This is a genomic window from Cupriavidus sp. HPC(L), from assembly GCF_000307735.3.
In the GTDB taxonomy this organism is placed as follows: Bacteria; Pseudomonadota; Gammaproteobacteria; order Burkholderiales; family Burkholderiaceae; genus Cupriavidus.
In genome coordinates, this window is record NZ_AMPR02000455.1 from 39,643 (window position 1) to 56,938 (window position 17,296).

Below are 17,296 nucleotides of genomic sequence, written 5' to 3' on the forward strand. Positions count from 1 at the left end.
CAGGACATGACCACTGCATTCGAAGCTGACAATTCCGCGGCTGCGCCGACCTTTGACGCCGAGAAGGGCGCACTCGCACCGGACCCGGGCCGCCGCCGCGTGCTGCGCGCCGGTGCGGCATTGGGTGCCGGTGCGTTGCTGGGAGCGCCGGCCTTCGCCCAAGGTGCCAGGAAACACGCCGGCGTCGTGCTCAACGTTTCCGCATTCAGCGCGCCATACCAGAAGCTGCTGCGGCAATGGCTGCCCGAGTTCGAGGCGCAGACCGGCATCAAGGTCAATTTCGACACGCCGTCCTTCCCGGTCTACAACCAGCGCGTCGATCTGGAGCTGTCGACCAAGGGCTCGGGCTTCGACGTGGTGAACGTGACGTTCATCTATTCGAGCCGCTGGATCCAGTCCGGCTGGCTGACGCCGCTCGACGATTTCATCAAGGACCCCAGCCGGACGCCGGCCGAGTTCGACATCAACGATTTCCTGCCCGGCGCCCGCGCGCCGGAGACCGGACGCGATGGCAAGCTCTATGGCGTGCCCTGGACCGCCGAGGTGACCATCAGCGCCGCGTCCCGTTTCGACCTGGTCAAGGCCGCGGGACTCGCCTACCCGGATACCACCGACGATCTGGTCAAGACGCTGAAGGCCGTCAATCGCAAGGATCGCGTGGCCGGCTTCGTGACCGACAACCACTACGGCTGGACGTTTCCGCCATATCTGCATGCGTTCGGCGGCGACGTATTCCGCAAGGCGCCGGACGACCTCTATCCCACGCTCGATACGCCGGAGGCGATTGCCGCCGCCGACTACTTCGCGCGCTTGCTGCGCGAGTTCGGCCCCGATGGTGCCGTCTCGTATACGCCGGACCAGGCCGTGCAGGCACTGAAGGCCGGCCGCAGCAACTTCAGCACGCTCGGCCAGATCTATCTGTCGCAGGTCGGCGACCCCGCCTCCAGCAAGGCCGCGCAAACGGCCGCGTGGGGCCTGGTGCCGAAGGGGCCGGCCGGCCGCTTCCCGGGCACCGCGGTGCATGGCTATGGCATACCGGTCGGCAGCAAGAACAAGGATGCGGCCTGGCAGTTCATCGTCTGGGCCACGTCGAAGACGATCACGCGGCGTGCGGTTGCCGCTGGCTATGGCTCGCCGTCGCGCCGCTCGGATATCGACGCCGACGTGTTCCGCAAACGGCAGGTCGTCAACGGCTATGACATCGCGAAGCTGTGCACGGATTCAATCGAGCTGTCGGGCAAACAGGGCCACATGAAGTACCGGACCGTGTCGGTCTATCCGCAGGTCGACCAGCAGCTGAACAAGGCAATCGAGCTGATCGTTTCGGGCCAGCAGAGCGCCGCCGGCGCAATGAAGCAGGCGCAGGCCGCGGCGATCGCGGAACTGAAGCGGGCGGGTGTGGCTGTCTGATGGCGAACTCCGTTTCGATCCGGCACGCCGCGCCGGCGCCTGGCTGGGAAGTCGAGCGGCGCCGTGCCTTCCTGTTCGGGCTCGCGCCGTCGCTGCTGATCCTGGGCGCCATCACGCTGGTGCCGGCCGCCACGTTGCTGGTGATCAGCCTGACGCCGCTGAATCTGCTCGACCCGGTGGGGACGTTCCGCTTCGACGATCCGCTGGTCAACTACCGGCAACTTCTCGACGACCCTCGCTTTCTCGGCTCGTTGTGGGTGCAGCTGCGGCTGTCGCTGTCCAGCGTGACCCTGCAGCTCGTCCTGGGCCTTGCCATCGCGCTGCTGCTGAACGCGAATTCCCGCGTGCTGGTGGCGATCCGCTCGGTCTTCCTGATTCCGATGGTGCTGCCGCCGATCGTCGTCGCGCTGATCTGGAAGATCCTGTACACGCCGGATGTCAGCCCGCTGCACCGCGCGCTGGAGCAGATCGGCCTGCCATTGCGCTCGCTGATCGCCAATCCCGATACCGCGCTGTGGGCGATCAGCATCGCCGAGACCTGGCAGTGGTTTCCGTTCACGATGCTGATGGTGCTGGCGGCATTGCAGATGATCCCGGACGAGCCGCTGGAAGCGGCACGCATCGACGGCGCCAACCGCTGGCAGCTGTTCCGCTACATCGTGCTGCCCTATATCCGGCCGGTGCTGGTGGTATGCGCGCTGTTCCGCCTGATCGACAGTTTCAAGGCGTTTCCGCTGATCTATGTGCTGACCAATGGCGGGCCGGGCACGGTGACTGAGGTCACCAACTTCTATGGCTTTATCCAGGCGTTCAATTTCTCGTACTGGGGCTACGCGAGTGCGATTGCCGTGGTGATGCTGGCCGCGGTCTTCGTCATCAGCTGGTCGATCAGCCGGTTCAAGGGGAGCGAGGAGAATGAACGCGACGACTGACACGCTGCGATTGCCGCGTCAGCGCGACGCGGCCCATACCGATACGCGCGGGCTGCGACGGTCGACGGCCACGCCGGCGCGATGGTGGCGCCGCCACGCCCGTGTGGCCCTGGCGCTGGCGTTGCTGCTGGTGCTGATGTTCCCGTTCCTGTGGCTGGTGCAGATCGCGTTCCGGCCGGCCGAGGGCGCGTTCGACGACAGCCTGCTGTTTGCGCCGACGCTCGAGGCATTCCGTGCGCTGCTCGAAGGCAACTTCGCCCGCTCGTTCGGCAACAGCCTCCTGGTCAGCACGCTGTCCACCGTGCTGTCGCTGGTGTTCGGCGTCCCGGCTGCGTATGCGCTGACGCGCTGGCGTTTCCGCTCGCGTGGCCGCGTGGCGCTGTGGATCCTGATCACGCGGATGGCGCCGCCGATCGCCTTCACGATCCCGTTCTTCCTCGCGTATCGCTGGATCGGCCTGCTCGACACCGTCTGGGGGCTGGCCCTTGTCTACCTGACGTTCAACCTGGCCGTGGTGATCTGGCTGATGCAGGGCTTCTTCGAGGCGGTACCGGCCGCGCTGGAAGAGGCGGCCTGGATCGACGGCTGCGGCGTCTGGAGCGGGTTCTGGCGCGTCACGCTGCCGCTCGCGGCCCCTGGCGTGGCGGCCACCGCCGTGCTGTGCTTCATCTTCTCGTGGAACGACTTCTTCTATGCGCTGATCCTGACCCGAACCAATGCGGTGACCGCGCCGGTCGCGATCGTCAATTTCCTGCAGTACGAGGGCTGGGAATGGACCAAGATCGCCGCGGGCGGCACGCTGGTGATGCTGCCGGTGGTCGCGTTCACGCTGCTGGTGCGTAAATACCTGGTGCGTGGGCTGACGGCCGGCGGCGTCAAGGACTGACGGCAGGCTCGCATTTCATTTCGACGGACTCATGGCTTCCATCTCTCTCCGACATCTGCGCAAGGCCTACGGCGGCACCGAGGTCATTCACGACCTGTCGATCGATATCCACGACGGCGAGTTCGTCGCGCTGGTCGGTCCGTCCGGCTGCGGAAAATCTACGCTGCTGCGCATGGTGGCGGGGCTCGAGCCGATCAGCGGTGGCGAGATCCGCCTGGGCGACCGCGTGATCAATGACGTGGCGCCGCGCGACCGCAATATCGCGATGGTGTTCCAGAACTACGCGCTGTATCCGCATATGACGGTGGCGCAGAACCTGGGCTTCGCGCTGAAGCTGCAGGGCCTTGCCAAGGACGAAATCGAGCGGCGCGTGCAGGCGGTCGCGGAAACGCTCGGCCTTTCGGCGGTGCTCGACCGCACGCCGCGCCGCCTGTCCGGCGGCCAGCGGCAGCGGGTCGCAATGGGACGCGCCATCGTGCGCCAGCCCGAAGCGTTCCTGTTCGACGAGCCGCTGTCGAACCTCGACGCCAAGCTGCGCGTGCAGATGCGTACCGAAATCAAGGCGCTGCATCAGCGGCTGGGCACCACCACGCTGTACGTGACGCACGACCAGGTCGAGGCGATGACGATGGCGGACCGCATCGTCGTGCTCAAGGACGGTGTGGTCGAACAATCCGGCGTGCCGCTGGAACTCTACGATCGCCCGCGCAATGCCTTTGTCGCCGGCTTCATCGGCTCGCCGGCAATGAACTTCTTCCGGGGCCGTGTGCAACGCGACGGTGCGCCGTCGATCTTGACCGACGACGGGCTGCGGCTGCCGCTGGATCGCGCTCCCGAGGCAATGCATGGGCATCAGGTGCTGTATGGCGTGCGGCCCGAGCATTTCACGCTCGACGCGGCCGACTCGCTGGAGGCTGGAGTCGTGGTGGTCGAACCGACCGGCTCGGAAACGCTGATTGCGGCCAAGGTCGGGGGCCATCAACTGGTGGCGGCATTCCGTGAACGCGTTGAGGCGCGGCCCGGCAGCGCACTGAAGCTCAGGCCGCGGGTCGAGCATGTCCATTTGTTCGATGCTGCATCGGGGCAGCGCTTGAACTGAGGCCCGGATTCCCCTTGGCCGATTTCGGTACCATGGCGCGTTCATGGCGCAGCCGCCCTTGCTGCCGCGGGAGCCACTACAGCTCGAACGGCAAGACGGCGCGTATTCGCCGGTGGAATTGGCGATCCAGCACGGGCTGAGCGGATAGGGCTACGTCGTCGGTTATCGCGCCGCCGCCAATTGAAGCGACGGCTCCCGCGACGCCGACATCGGGGCAGGGCCGGCCTCCAGCCGGAATCGCGCCACCACGCTTTGCAGCTCGCGGGCTTCGTCGGCCAGCGCATTCGACGCCGCGGCGGCCTGTTCGACCAGCGCGGCATTCTGCTGCGTCACGGTATCCATCTGCGTGACCGCCTCGGCGACCTGCGCGATGCCGCTGCTCTGATGCTCGGACGCGGTACCGATCTCGCCGAGCAGCGTTGTCACATGCCGAACGGCCCCAACAATTTCCTGCATCGTCTGACCGGCCTTTCCGACCAGCGTCGAGCCGCTGCCGACCTGCTGGACCGAGTCGTCGATCAGGTCCTTGATCTCGCGCGCCGCGGCGGCGCTGCGCTGGGCCAGCGTGCGCACTTCACCGGCGACCACCGCGAACCCGCGGCCTTGTTCGCCGGCGCGCGCCGCTTCCACGGCCGCGTTCAGCGCCAGGATATTGGTCTGGAAGGCGATGCCCTGGATCACGTCGACGATATCGGCCACCTTCTTGGAACTGGTATCGATCGCCTGCATCGTGTCGACCACCGCGGTCATCACCTCGCCGCCGCGCTCGGCGATGCCGGATGCCGACTGCGCGAAACGGTTGGCTTCGCGGGCGCGCTCGGTGTTCTGCTGCACCATCGCGGTCAGCTCGCTCATGCTCGACGCCGTTTCTTCCAGCGTCGCGGCCTGCTGTTCGGTGCGCTGCGACAGGTCGGTATTGCCGGCCGCGATCCGGTGCGAGGCCTCGGTAATCGAGTCGGTGGACGTCTTGATCCGGGTAATCAGGTCGGTCAGCATGTCCTCCATCCGGCCGAGCCCGCCGAGCAGGGGGCCGAAGGGACCGCTGCGCTCGGTCTCGAATTCCTGGCTGAGGTCGCCGGCTGCGACCGTCTCGGCGATCAGCTCGGCCTCGGCCAGCGGCTGCTGGATGCCCCTGGACAGCGCGTGGACGCTTGCCACCGCCAGCAGCAGGGCCGCAATGCCGAGCCCGGCCATCCATTCGGTGGTGGTGGTGATTTGTTGATCCAGCTGGGTCAGGGCGGCTGGGCCCTTGGCCGCGGTAACGGCCCCGGCCTCGGCCGAATGCGCTGCCTCGCCGATGGCCCGCAACTGCGTGACGCCCATGCCCAGTGCGATTGCCAGTACCAGCAACACCGCGCCGAAGCACGCGGTCAGCCTTGCCCGGATGGACCAGTTCCCGATATGCATTTCTCCCTCCGCTCCCCTGTTGTTGTGGATTGGCGCCCCGCGTCAGGGCGAGTTGGCGGCCGGACTGCAATGGTCCGTTTTTTACCCCCAACGCGGATTGACGGCAGGGAAGAGGGAAACTTTAGGGGGAAAGATCTAAGGAAAAACCTTAGAGGAAAAGAGGGCGCCGTTTCAGGCCTCGATCGCGTCGGCTTCCGCCATTTCGACCCGGTTGCCGCCCATGGACTTGGCCCGATACAAGGCGCGGTCCGCGGCCGCAAGGCGATCAACCAGCGCGGGCGCCTCGTCGTGGAACTGCGCGCCGCCAACGCTGACCGTGGTCCGAATCGCCGCGCTGCCGCTGCGGCCCGGGATAGCCTCGGCAAAACGCCGGACGACGGTCTCTGCCAGTGCCTTGGCGCGCCCTGCGTCGGCGCCATACAGCAGCGCGGCGAATTCCTCCCCACCGATGCGCGCCAGAACCGCATCCGGCCCTAGCACGCCCTGCGCAATCTCGGCGAAGGACTTCAGCACCCGGTCGCCCGTCTCGTGCCCGTGTCGGTCGTTGATGGCCTTGAAATGATCCAGGTCGAAAGCCAGGACGGACACCGGCCCCTCCTTGCAGCGATCGACGATCCGCGCGCCGTGTTCAAAGAACCATCGGCGATTGCCAAGCCCGGTCAAATAGTCGGTCTGCGATTGCCGCAACAACTGCCCGTGCGATTCGTCGCGGATCAATTTCAGCAGCGCCATCGGCAGGATGACCGAATACAGCACGCCCTCGTAGATCGTGATCTTGCTGGCAATCGACTGTACCGAAGGGCCGTACGCGGCCACCAACCAGGGCAGCACGAAGCTCCTGGCCGCGTATATCGCCGTGTGGATGCCGGCAACGGCCACGACGATGCGCCGCGACTGCAACGACTTCATCGCCTCGCATCGCCACATCTCCCAGGCCGTCAACCCGCTGACAATGGCGATCGGCATCGAACTGACGTGGCTCCACACGAATTCCCGATGTTGCGGACCCCATCCGGCCCACACCAGGGCCATGACGACCAGCAGCCAGATCGAGCCTGCGCGATATTCGCGACCGTTCAACGATGCGACGCCACGCAGCACCAACAGATAGCCGCTGAGAACAAGCAGGTTGCTGATTGCCGAACCGATGGCGCCGGGCAGCTCGCGACGGAACAGCACAGCCGCGCAGCCAATGGCCAACGTCGCGAATCCTGATGCCAGTATCCGCAATTCCCTGCTGCGCCTGGGGTTCGCCCGGCGCTCCCAGAAGATCATTCCGGCACTGACGAGCAGCGTTCCGATGGCTAGGTGGTAAAGGGTGAGGAGATCGACGAGCATGCCAAATGTAGAGACATTGCGCCGATACATGGCGGCGGCCGCCAATTCTACGTGGGAAAGGCATTCGTCGATGACCAACTTTCGGGGCTGCGGGGAAAGCCCCGATTGATCGATTCGATGGATTGCAGCAGTGCCGCAGTGCTTCAGTGCCGTGCTATTCCTGCTCGATTCCCGCCTGCTTGACTACCTTCCCCCATTTGGCGAGGTCGGACTTGATCAGCGCCGCGTAGTCCTGCGGCGTGCCGCCCTGGACTTCGATTCCCGCCGCCTCCAGCTTGGCGCGCACCTCGGGCAGCTTCAATGCGGCATTGATCTCGGTATTGAGCTTGGCGACGATCTCCTTGGGCGTACCCGCGGGCGCCAGGAAGCCGCCATTCGTATTGGCGTCATAGCCCTTCAGTCCTTGCTCTTCCGCGGTCGGGACATTGGGCAGCGCCTTGGAACGGTTCCGGGTCGAAACGGCCAGCGCGCGGACATTGCAGGCTTTCACCTGTTCCTGGATCGCGCTGATGGTGTCGATGAACAGCACCGTGCGTCCGGCCACCAGGTCCGGATGGGCGGCGGACGAGCCCTTGTACGGAATCAGCAGCATGTTGGCGCCGCTGACCATGCGGAACATTTCCGCGGCCATCTCCTGGGCGCTGCCGCGTCCGGAAGTCGCGACCTTGGCCTCGCCCGGATTGGCCTTCATCCAATTGACCAGTTCGGGCACCGATTTGGCGGGAATTTTCGGATTGACCGCGAACACCAGCGGAATCACGTGGGTATAGACGATCGGCTCGAAGCTCTTTTCCGGATCCCAGCCGAGATTCTTGAACAGGTATTTATTGATGTTGTGGCTGCCGCCGACGATGCCGATCGTGTAGCCGTCCGGCTTGGCATTGGCCAGCACGGCGGTGCCCAGATTGTTCGATGCGCCGGGGCGGTTCTCGACGATAAAGGGCTGCCCCAGCTTGACCGCCAGCTTCTCTCCGACCACGCGGGCAATCAGATCGATGCCGCCGCCGGCCGGTGCGGGCACGATGATGGTGACGGGGCGGGTGGGGTAGTTCTGTGCCTGTGCCGATGACAGGCCGGGGGCCATGACGAGGGCGGCCGGGACGGCCAGGGTCCTGATCAGCTTGGTGAATGGCATGGTTGTCTCCTCTGTTTCTGGTCAACTGTTGTGTCAACTCTGATGCCGCGCGTCCCCGCGGCGCAAGCGAGCCGGGGCGCGGGAACGACGTGAGATGCCGAGCGATATCAGCCGCGCCCGACGAACGGCATGGCACTGGCCATGACGGTCATGGTCAGCACGTTCGCCTCCAGCGGCAGCGATGCCATATGACGCACGGCATTGGCGACGTGCGTGGCGTCCATCATCGGTTCCGGCGCTGTCGTGCCATTGGCCTGCAGCACGCCGCGCGTCATCCGCTCCGACAGTTCCGTCAGCGCGTTGCCGATGTCGATCTGGCCGGCCACGATGTTGAACGGGCGGCCGTCCAGCGCGAGTGCCTTGGTCAGGCCGGTGACGGCGTGCTTGCTGGCGGTGTAGGGGGCGGTGTAGGGGCGCGGCGTGTGCGCCGAGATGGAGCCGTTGTTGATGATGCGTCCGCCCTGCGGCGACTGCCGGCGCATCAAGCCGAAGGCCGCCCGCGCGCAAAGGTAGACGCCGGTGACGTTCGTGTTGATCACGTTGAACCATGCGTCCAGCGGCAGTTCGTCCATCGGCACGGCAGGGGCATTGACGCCGGCGTTATTGAACAACAGGTCCAGCCGACCGAACTCTTGTTCGATGGTGTCGAACAACGCGTGCACGCTGGTGGGATCGGTGACATCGGCAGGCACGGGCACTGCGTGCTGGCCGCGCTCAGCAGCCTCGGCGGCCAGCGCTTGCAGCGGTTCGGCGCGGCGGCCGGCCAGCACCACCGTCCAGCCGTCCTCCAGCAAAGCCATCGCGCTGAGGCGGCCAACACCGCTGCCGGCGCCGGTGACGAGGGCGATTTTTCGGGAAGCGTTCAAGGGCGAGTCTCCTTAATGGGGCGTTAGGCTGGAAGGCTTCTGCGCGCACAGGCGCCCGGGCGTTCGTGCATTCGCCTGCGCGTGCGCTCGTGCGGTGGGGCGTGAAACGGATAGTCCTGCGCTCAGGTGGTCAGGCTCATCGTCGGAAGGCCGCCGGCCAGCGCCTGCGCCACGCTTTCGAGCACCATCTGCGCCATCGCGGTACGGGTCTCCCAGGTCGCGCTGGCGCGATGGGCCTGCAGCGTCGTGCGACCGGATTCGCGCAAGGCCAGCGGTACGCGCGGCTCGTCGACGAAGACGTCCAGACCCGCGCCCGCGATGCGGCCGGCCGCCACGGCTTCGGCCAGGTCGGCCTCATTGACCAACCGGCCGCGCGCCACGTTGACGAGATAGCCACGCGGGCCCAGCGCGTCCAGCACCGCGGCATCGACGATGCCCTCCGCCTTGTCCGCCGCTGCGCAGAGCACCAGCGCATCGCTGCGGCGCGCCAGCTCGCGCAGGTCGGCCACGAATTCGTGGGGCACGTCATCCATGAAGCGCAGGTCGGTGTAGCGGATCGAGCAGCCAAAGGCCGCCGCCCGCGTCGCCACCGCCCGACCGACACGCCCCATGCCGACGATGCCGACATTCATGCCGCTGAAGCGTCGGGCAAGCGGAATCGCGATCGGCTGCGGATATAGCTCCCACTGGCCATCGCGCACGAAACGATCCCCCGCGCAGATATTGCGGCAGGCCGCGATCAGCAAACCGATCGCGAGGTCGGCCACATCTTCGGTCAGCGCGCCGAGGGTGGCGGTGACCGGCAGATTGCGGCCACGACAATATTCAAGATCCACCGCATCGGTGCCCACGCCATTGATGGCCACCACCTTCAGCGCAGGCAACTGTTCCAGCATCGCCCGTGAAATCCCCGTGTGTCCGCCGGTAATGACCGCCTGGATGGAAGGCCCGTGCTCGCGCAACCATGCCGCCTGATCGGCGATCTCGAAGTACTTGTGAACGTGGTACAGCGAGGCGAGCTCGTCGTTAATCGCAGGAATCAGGATCGGATTCAGTTGCAGGATTTGCGGCTTCATGTGCGTCAGCGTTTGGTGTTTGAGCGAGGCGTTGAACGTTGACGGCATAGTAGGTAATACTTGATCGTCATGGCAATATTGATCTATAAAATCAACATATAAACATTGACGACCACCCCCATGAGCTCCTGGATATCGATGGACGAGGCATGCCGACAGCTCGGCGTGCGGCCGCAAACGATCTATGCGTATGTCAGCCGCGGCAAGCTTGAGGTGATGACCGACCCGGCCGACACGCGCCGCAGCCTGTACCGCGCAGAGGACGTGGCGAGCCTCGCCAAACGCAAGCAGGCCGGCCGGAAGCACGAAACCCTCGCTACCAATACGCTGTTCGGAGCGGAACCCAGCATCCCGACCGCGCTTTCCACCTTCGTTCGCGAGCGGCTGTACTACCGAGGGCAGGACGCAGTGCCCCTAGCCGGCTCGGCCACCCTCGAGGACGTGGCGCAATTACTGTGGGACGCGCAACAACCGGTGGACTTTTCATGCTCTACCCGCGTCGCCAAGCCCGGACGTGTCGCGGCATTCAAAACCCTTGCTACGCTCGCCGCCACGGGCCACTCCACGCATGGACGCATGACAAGGGTGCTGCATGTCGAATGCCAAAGCCTGGTCGGCCAACTGGCCAATGCCTTCGGCGCACAACCGGGCCAACAACCGCTGCACCTTCGCTTTGCACAAGCGTGGAAACAGCCGACGCGCGTGGCCGAGCTTCTGCGAACGGCCATGGTCCTGCTGGTGGACCACGAACTGACGAGCTCGGCCTTTGCCGCCCGCATCACGGCATCCACGGGCGCATCGCTGCCGGCCTGCCTGCTCGGAGGGTTGGCGACGCTCTCCGGCCCGCTGCACGGCGATGCCTCGGGCCGCGTCAAGGCGCTATTCGATGAAGTGGAGCGGCAGGGCGAGGAACAGGTGATTGCACACCATCTGTCGACCGGATTGCCGTTGCCTGGGTTTGGGCATCACCTGTATCCCGATGGGGACTCGCGGGCGGCGGCGTTGCTGGCGTTGCTTGACCCGCCGGAGGTCATTGCGCGGTTTATCCAGAAGGCGACTAGGCTGACGGGCTTGCAGCCGAATATCGACGTGGCGCTGGCGGCCATGGTCATTCATTACGGACTGCCGGATGATGCGGCATTCGCGATGTTTGCCACGGCGCGGAGCATTGGGTTGCTGGCGCACAGTCTCGAGCAAATGGGAGTAGGGCAGGTGATACGGCCGCGGGGGCGGTATGTTGGGGTTATGCCGGACAGGGCGGGGAAAAGATGAGGTCTTGCGGGCAGGCAAGGCAGTCGCAGCGCTTGTATCGCAGAGGCGGTTATGCGGGGCGGTGTAGTCGGATGGAGGGCGCAAATGGCAGAGCGTGACTAAATGGACAGATGCGGGTGGCGGTCCAAGCGAATTCCCCGATTTCACTTGTCGACCCTGCGCGGACAGTTGAAGGCCGCACTTCGGTGTCCGCTTTGGTGAAAGCTTTATCCGTTGCGGTGAGTCGTCCTCAGGGACACTTTGGCGTTCGTGTCGTTCGTGTTGTCAGAGTGCCCACGTACGTTTCGGCGGGTTCAAGTAAGCTCGTGGAAGCGGGTAGTCAGTCCTGCGTTCAGAGCCGGTAATAGGCCTCGCCGAGATGTCTCGGCGCGATGAACATAGGCGAAACGCAAGTCGGAGTTCGGCGCAAGTGCAGGGGATCAATATGAATGGGCAGATCTATGATTACCGTTTGGAGTCAAACCGGTAATGCAAAAAATAGGCACGACATCTTGTGCGAGCTGAGCTTGCATACACAATATGTAGTATGATGTCCCATGTACCGACTACCCGTAGGGGTCCGGATGACTGGTTTGCTGGGTTGGTTTCTAGGTCAGGCCGAAAAATTTATCAATTGGATATGCCGGCCGGCTAACATTGGACTGCGCGTCATGGCTGCTGGGGCGGGCCTTTTTGCGGTGTCCATGGCCGGAAATTGGGTGACCAACTTCAGCGCGTCCCAAAGCCCTTGGGGCAACCTCTCATTTCAGCTTTCCAATCCGTCCGGGGCATCTGAGTTTATTTCAACGCTGGGCGCGGTATTCGGACTGATTGCTTTCTTCGTTGGCGCGGCTCTTGCCATCCACAATAACCGTACAAATTGTCTGTCTGCAACGAAGCGCGTCATAGCCTTGGAGTTGCGCGGTCTCGCGGATACCTCCGATGCACCTCTTAAGGACGCCGTCCCTGGGCGGCTAGTCGGAGCGCCAGAAAGCGTGCTTGTAGATGTCCGCCACCACATGCAAGCAGCAGGCTGTGCGGCGCTGGATCGCGTGCTTGAAGAACTGAATGCCATCCCGCGGGACGTCAAGGCTCGCTGCAAGGACTTCGCCCGTTCAGATATCTCCACAGTCGTTGGCGGGATTCTCCAAGTTCCATTCCTATTCCATGTCGGAATGCTGCTGGACGACGAAGCGCAAATCACGCTCATGGACTGGGAGCGTACCGGGAAGGCTTGGCGGGAACTGAGTGAGGCCGACGACGGTGTCCGTTTCAGAGTGATCGGTCTTGAAGAAGCTGCTCAGGATAGATCTCGTCAGGTCGTCGTTGCGGTGTCAGCGAGCTACGCGGTGGATGAAGAAGGCATCGCGCGGACGTTCGCCGGCTTGCCGGTCGTCCATCTTAGTCTTCCTGTGCCGGTACCAAACTCGCTCTGGTCTGAGGCCAAACAACAGGCGCTGTGCCATCAGTTTCTGCAGACCATCGCACAACTCGCTGGAGGCGGCGCGGAATTGATCCATCTTGTCGTTGCTGCACCGGCAAGCCTAGTGATCCGCCTTGGTGCCGCTTATGACGTGCGCAACTTTCCATCTGCCGTAATCTACCAGTACGAAAGAACGCATGGAAACAAATATCCATGGGGTGTTCGCTTGAAAACCCATGGCGTTGTGAAAGCAGAGGTTGTCGAAACAGGTCGTGAAGTCACGACTGCCTGAGGGTCCACCACATTGGAGCAATGCAGTGAATCAGAAGCTTTCTCTTTCGAAGTCCGTAATGGCCTCCCTGCTTGCTCGACAGCAAGCAGAGCAGTGGGAGAGCTTCATCGTCTCTATGCTTCAGCGGCTTGAGCTAGACGCGAAGGAACTGGCGAGGGCCAAGATGCACTATGACCTACTGGCTCGACAAATTGCCCATAAACTTCACGTGGCGGACACCGACGTGCACGTTGTTGTACAGGGGTCAATGAGGACGCAGACAACCATCTCGCCTCGAGGCAATGCAAAGTTCGACCTGGACATCGTTGTCAAACTTACGGGTGGTGCGTTTGATAAGCTCGATTCTGAGACCTTCTTCTCGCGTTTCGGTGATGCATTGCGGGGGTTGAACGACGCAGCAGGAGATCCGAAGCCGAAAGCTCGTTGCTGGCGACTGGACTACGCAGGGGAGCCGTTCTATTTCGACGTGACGCCCGCACTTCCTGGTAGCCAGATAATTACGGGAACGGATCTTCGCGTAAGAGACCCGAAAACCAAGTGGAGTCCGTCCAATCCTGAGGAGTTCGCCGACTGGTTCTGTAAGATCGCCGGTCTGTGCTTTAGCTTTGAGAGTCAGATGGCAAAAGCGCTTGTTTTCGACCATGCGCAAGTGGACCCGATTCCGTCCACGCCGGTCGGGATTGATGATGTACTTCGTCGAACGGTTCAGCTTATTAAGCTACACCGCGACAACTACTACTACGGCTCGATTGTCTCGGATGCTAGGAAAGAGGCCAAGCCAATCTCTGTTATTTTGGTAACCCTTGCGACGCACGCGTACAACGACCTCTGGCTCACGAAGAGGAGCGCGTTTGCGTCGCCCATTGAATTAGTGCTGGAACTTGTGGAGCAGTTACCGAAGCGTATAGAGCGACTGAACGGCAAGCATTGGGTTGCTAACCCGGCGCTGCCGAAGGAGAACTTCGCTGAACGTTGGAACGAAGACGGTGGGCTGCGCGCAAAGGAATTTGCGATCTGGCACGAGCAACTCACAAGCGATCTCGAACTGCTTTTCAACGAGGACTACAACGCGAAGTCCGAGGAGCGCATCCGCCGGGTGTTTGGCCGGCATGGCGTGGACTCCTGGCAAGCCAGTACAAAGAGCTCCGGCTTGGGCGTGCTCGGCGGTCTGCGCAAGACGGTGCCCGCGCAGCCGCGCTCGAATCCCAGCTCGCCAACCGCCGTTGGCTCTAGGAACACGCTGGCATAGAGCGCCTTGATTCAAGTCTCTCCAATTGCCGCTGCATCGTCTGCCGTAGAGGCATGGCTTGACGGTGCAGGTTCCGCCTTCGCCAAGCGCGTCGCGACATCGGGTTCAGCACGAAAGGTTAGAACCTGGATCGTCTCACCCACCCATCCCGCGTTAAAGGGTAAGCCGATACGAATCCGGCTTCCAAGGGATTTTCCGTCGACGCCGGCACAGATCGAGGTGGACAAGAGTCTCTGCTTGGTCCTGCCCCACGTGGAGGAGGACGGGAGGGTCTGTCTGGGAGTTTCTTCGAGTCCTTTGGACTTTGAGGACCCATGCGGTGCCGTCGACCGCGTCCTAGAAGCATTTGAGGACTTTCTCATCAAATGTGAGGACCCAGGTTGGGTCGAGAGCGAGTTCCAAGCCGAGCGGCTCGCGTACTGGTATCGCTTCACCTTGCAGAATAGGAAAAGACGTACCGCACGTCCGTCGTTGCAAAAGACCTACGTTGTACTGGAGCCTCTTGAGCAGGTTGTTGAAGGGACTGTTGCCTCCTTCAATAAAGGAAAGACTGCGGTCGCTTGCATGCGCTCCCGAGATGCCAGTGCCTTTGCGCGTCGGCATGAGCTTGCTCGCGGTACCATGTCGAGAGGGCATGCGTTGTTTGTGCCGTTGCCTGTAGACGAGGCTTGGACACCCACTGCATGGCCGAAGAGTTTTGCCGACCTTGAGCAGCTTGTACAGCGTCTGACTTCAGGTGACGCGTCTGTCGGCGCTTGGTTGAAAGATAAAGCTACCGAAAGCCATGGGCCGTTCGTTGTAGTGTTTTTACAAGGCACCGTGCTTTATGGCTACCAGATTTTTGAACCAATGGTTTCGCTCGTTGCCCAGCCCGCTATTGAGCCACTTCGCTTGGATAGGATGGATGCCGCATGGAGTCTCTCCCGAGACTACAAGTCGGAGAGGCTGAAGGCGCGGCAGAAGGCGAGGGTGCTTGTCCTCGGATGTGGATCGCTTGGGAGTCCGCTTATTGAGTCCTTAGCAAGGGCTGGTGTAGGTAATATCGACATCGTTGACGTGCAGTCCTTCGAGACCGAAAACTGTTCACGACATGTTTTGGGCCTCACTTCCATTGGAAATGGAAAGGCGGTGAGTCTCGGGCGTAAGCTTCTGAGGGAGATACCGGAACTCAAGGTGCGCGCGTATCATGCCTTCGCAAGCTCCTTCATCTCGGATTGCTGCCTGCCAGGGGCATATGACTTAATTGTCGAATGCACTGGGGAGAGTTCAGTACGGAGCTTTCTGAGCATGTATCGTGATAGCACTGTTGCGAATGTACCGCTCGCGCTCTGCTGGCTTGAGCCATATTGTGCGGCGGCCCACGTTGTTGGCGTGGCGGCACAAGAGAATTGGCCGCAAACCGATCCTGCGGATACGCTGGTGAATGTCGCGGATTGGCCTGCCGATAGTCGAGTGAATCTGCCAGCGTGCAGTGCGGGATTCCACCCTTATGGCGTGGCCGATGTCTGGCAGGCCGCAGGGTTCGCTGCGGAGCGGGTGCTCTCTATCCTGGATGATGGGCTGGCCAGGTCAATTATCTGGAGTTGGGTGCGGTCGAAGGCGTTCTTCGATGAAATCGAGAGGAGTGCAGTCCCTCGGGACGTGGTTCCGGCGGAAGGGTCGCGTTTTGATTCCAGAATGATTACGCGTCCTTACCTTCTGGTCGAAGCCTCATGAATGTGCAGACGTTCAGAGTACAAGGGGCGACTTGGCGCATTGTATTTCCCACGGAAGGATTGAAGGTTCTAGAGGATCACCGGCAACTCCGCAAGGGAAGCTCGGAAGCTGTGGGGCAACTCTTTTCGGCAGACCTCACTGGTGAAGACGTCATGATTGACTTGGTGACGGTCTTACCCCCAACGCGAGCGTCTTCACACGGGGTTGTCTTCAGTCCTGAGTCTGCGAAAATCGAGCGGGAGCGACTTTTTGCGAATGGCTTACATTTCGTAGGGTTATGGCACTCCCATCCCCAGAAGCATCCCTCACCGTCCAGTACGGACTTGCGGCTCGCAGCTGAGCACGCCCGGGCGGCACTTCATAACCTGACCGGAATTCTCTTCGTCATTGTTGGGACAGACGCGTTTCCAAAGGGACTCTTCGTCGGAGTTCACGATGGAAGCCGGCTACATGGCGCACGCTTTGAATACTAGCGGGTCCCCGTAGGGGCAGCTTCCTCTGGTGCCCCCTACAAGAAATTAGATGTTTCCCTAGCGACGAGTCCACAAGGAGAATTCGCATGGCAACTTTTGTGTCATCTTTGGCATATTCAAGTAAATCGGCCTCCGCCATAAAGAAGCCACATCCTCTTTAGCTCAACCCGGGACGTGTAGCGGCGTTCAAACCCTCGCTACGCTGGCCGCCACCGGCTACTCAACGCATGGGCGCATGACCAGGGTCCTGCATGTCGAATGCCAAAGCCTAGTCGGCCAACTCGCCAATGCGTTCGGCGCAAAGCGGCCAACAACCGTTGCACCTTCGCTTTGTGCAAAGGTGGAACAGCGGGTGCACTTGGCCGAGCTTCTGCGGACGGCCATGGTCCTTCTGGTGGATCACGAGTTGACCAGCTCCGCCTTTGCCGCACGCATCACGGCGTCCACCGGCGCATCGCTGCCCGCTTTGCCTTCTTGGCGGACTCGCCACGATCTCCGGCCCCTTGCACGGCGACGGCTGGGGCCGCGTCAAGGCGCTAATCGATGAGCGGAGCGGCAGGGTGAGGAGCACGTTATTGCGCACCCTCCGTCCACGGGATTGCCTTTACCGGGTTTCGGGCATCACTTGTATCCCGATGGCGATCCGCGGGCCGTTGCGTTGCTGCGATGTTCGAGCCGCCGGAAGCGATAGCGCGCTTTATCGAGAAGGCGACAAGGTTGACGGGGCTGCAGCCAAATATCGA

At 62.5% G+C, this 17,296-nt stretch carries 15 protein-coding genes and 1 pseudogene; 11 read left to right on the forward strand and 5 right to left on the reverse strand.

Annotation, left to right across the window (positions count from 1 at the left end; genetic code table 11):
• Positions 1 to 6: 6 nt before the first annotated feature.
• Genes B551_RS23205 through B551_RS23220 form a run of 4 tightly spaced genes read left to right on the forward strand, consistent with a single transcriptional unit; the run spans position 7 to position 4,327 of the window.
• Complete coding sequence (locus B551_RS23205) at positions 7 to 1,410, forward strand: ABC transporter substrate-binding protein (protein WP_006575593.1); 1,404 nt, start codon at positions 7 to 9, stop codon at positions 1,408 to 1,410.
• Entirely contained in the window at positions 1,410 to 2,342 is a 933-nt protein-coding gene (locus B551_RS23210; RefSeq protein WP_006575594.1) for a carbohydrate ABC transporter permease, read from the forward strand. Before B551_RS23205 ends, B551_RS23210 begins: the two co-directional genes overlap by 1 nt.
• Positions 2,326 to 3,228, forward strand: coding sequence for a carbohydrate ABC transporter permease (locus B551_RS23215; RefSeq protein ID WP_006575595.1), 903 nt, complete (start codon positions 2,326 to 2,328; stop codon positions 3,226 to 3,228). Before B551_RS23210 ends, B551_RS23215 begins: the two co-directional genes overlap by 17 nt.
• A gap of 31 nt (positions 3,229 to 3,259) precedes the next feature.
• A complete protein-coding gene (locus B551_RS23220) occupies positions 3,260 to 4,327 on the forward strand; it encodes an ABC transporter ATP-binding protein (protein WP_006575596.1) in 1,068 nt (355 codons plus the stop codon).
• 162 nt (positions 4,328 to 4,489) lie between these two features.
• Here B551_RS23220 and B551_RS23225 read toward each other — a convergent pair whose 3' ends face one another.
• From B551_RS23225 to B551_RS23245, 5 genes are all read right to left on the reverse strand, one after another.
• Positions 4,490 to 5,734 carry a methyl-accepting chemotaxis protein gene (locus B551_RS23225; protein ID WP_006575597.1) on the reverse strand — a complete coding sequence of 415 codons (1,245 nt, stop codon included), beginning with the start codon at positions 5,732 to 5,734 and terminating at the stop codon, positions 4,490 to 4,492.
• 171 nt (positions 5,735 to 5,905) lie between these two features.
• Entirely contained in the window at positions 5,906 to 7,072 is a 1,167-nt protein-coding gene (locus tag B551_RS23230) for a diguanylate cyclase (protein ID WP_043442415.1), read from the reverse strand.
• Positions 7,073 to 7,226: 154 nt separating this feature from the next.
• The gene (locus B551_RS23235) at positions 7,227 to 8,207 is read right to left on the reverse strand and encodes a tripartite tricarboxylate transporter substrate binding protein (RefSeq protein WP_023265114.1); all 981 of its coding nucleotides are present in this window, start codon (positions 8,205 to 8,207) and stop codon (positions 7,227 to 7,229) included.
• Positions 8,208 to 8,314: 107 nt separating this feature from the next.
• Positions 8,315 to 9,073 carry an SDR family oxidoreductase gene (locus B551_RS23240; RefSeq protein ID WP_006575599.1) on the reverse strand — a complete coding sequence of 253 codons (759 nt, stop codon included), beginning with the start codon at positions 9,071 to 9,073 and terminating at the stop codon, positions 8,315 to 8,317.
• Positions 9,074 to 9,195: 122 nt separating this feature from the next.
• Complete coding sequence (locus tag B551_RS23245; protein ID WP_006575600.1) at positions 9,196 to 10,149, reverse strand: 2-hydroxyacid dehydrogenase; 954 nt, start codon at positions 10,147 to 10,149, stop codon at positions 9,196 to 9,198.
• Positions 10,150 to 10,287: 138 nt separating this feature from the next.
• Here B551_RS23245 and B551_RS23250 point away from each other — a divergent pair, with 138 nt between their 5' ends.
• From B551_RS23250 to B551_RS27390, 7 genes and pseudogenes are all read left to right on the forward strand, one after another.
• Positions 10,288 to 11,421: a citrate/2-methylcitrate synthase gene (locus tag B551_RS23250; RefSeq protein WP_172682493.1), complete on the forward strand. Its 1,134-nt coding sequence runs from the start codon at positions 10,288 to 10,290 to the stop codon at positions 11,419 to 11,421.
• 563 nt (positions 11,422 to 11,984) lie between these two features.
• Positions 11,985 to 13,115, forward strand: a complete 1,131-nt coding sequence (locus B551_RS26330) for an SAVED domain-containing protein (RefSeq protein ID WP_172682494.1) — start codon at positions 11,985 to 11,987, stop codon at positions 13,113 to 13,115.
• A 25-nt stretch (positions 13,116 to 13,140) separates the two neighbouring features.
• Positions 13,141 to 14,364, forward strand: a complete 1,224-nt coding sequence (locus B551_RS23260; protein WP_157072087.1) for a nucleotidyltransferase — start codon at positions 13,141 to 13,143, stop codon at positions 14,362 to 14,364.
• Between the two features lie 6 nt (positions 14,365 to 14,370).
• A pseudogene (locus tag B551_RS27385) lies at positions 14,371 to 14,781 on the forward strand (E2/UBC family protein); the annotation flags it as partial.
• A gap of 54 nt (positions 14,782 to 14,835) precedes the next feature.
• Positions 14,836 to 16,080, forward strand: coding sequence for a ThiF family adenylyltransferase (locus B551_RS25840; protein ID WP_253281409.1), 1,245 nt, complete (start codon positions 14,836 to 14,838; stop codon positions 16,078 to 16,080).
• Positions 16,077 to 16,553 (forward strand): Mov34/MPN/PAD-1 family protein, encoded by a 477-nt coding sequence (locus B551_RS25280; protein WP_083492724.1) that lies wholly within the window; start codon positions 16,077 to 16,079, stop codon positions 16,551 to 16,553. The genes B551_RS25840 and B551_RS25280 overlap by 4 nt, the downstream gene beginning before the upstream one ends.
• A gap of 235 nt (positions 16,554 to 16,788) precedes the next feature.
• Positions 16,789 to 17,100: a citrate/2-methylcitrate synthase gene (locus B551_RS27390; RefSeq protein ID WP_371259339.1), complete on the forward strand. Its 312-nt coding sequence runs from the start codon at positions 16,789 to 16,791 to the stop codon at positions 17,098 to 17,100.
• Positions 17,101 to 17,296 lie beyond the last annotated feature (196 nt).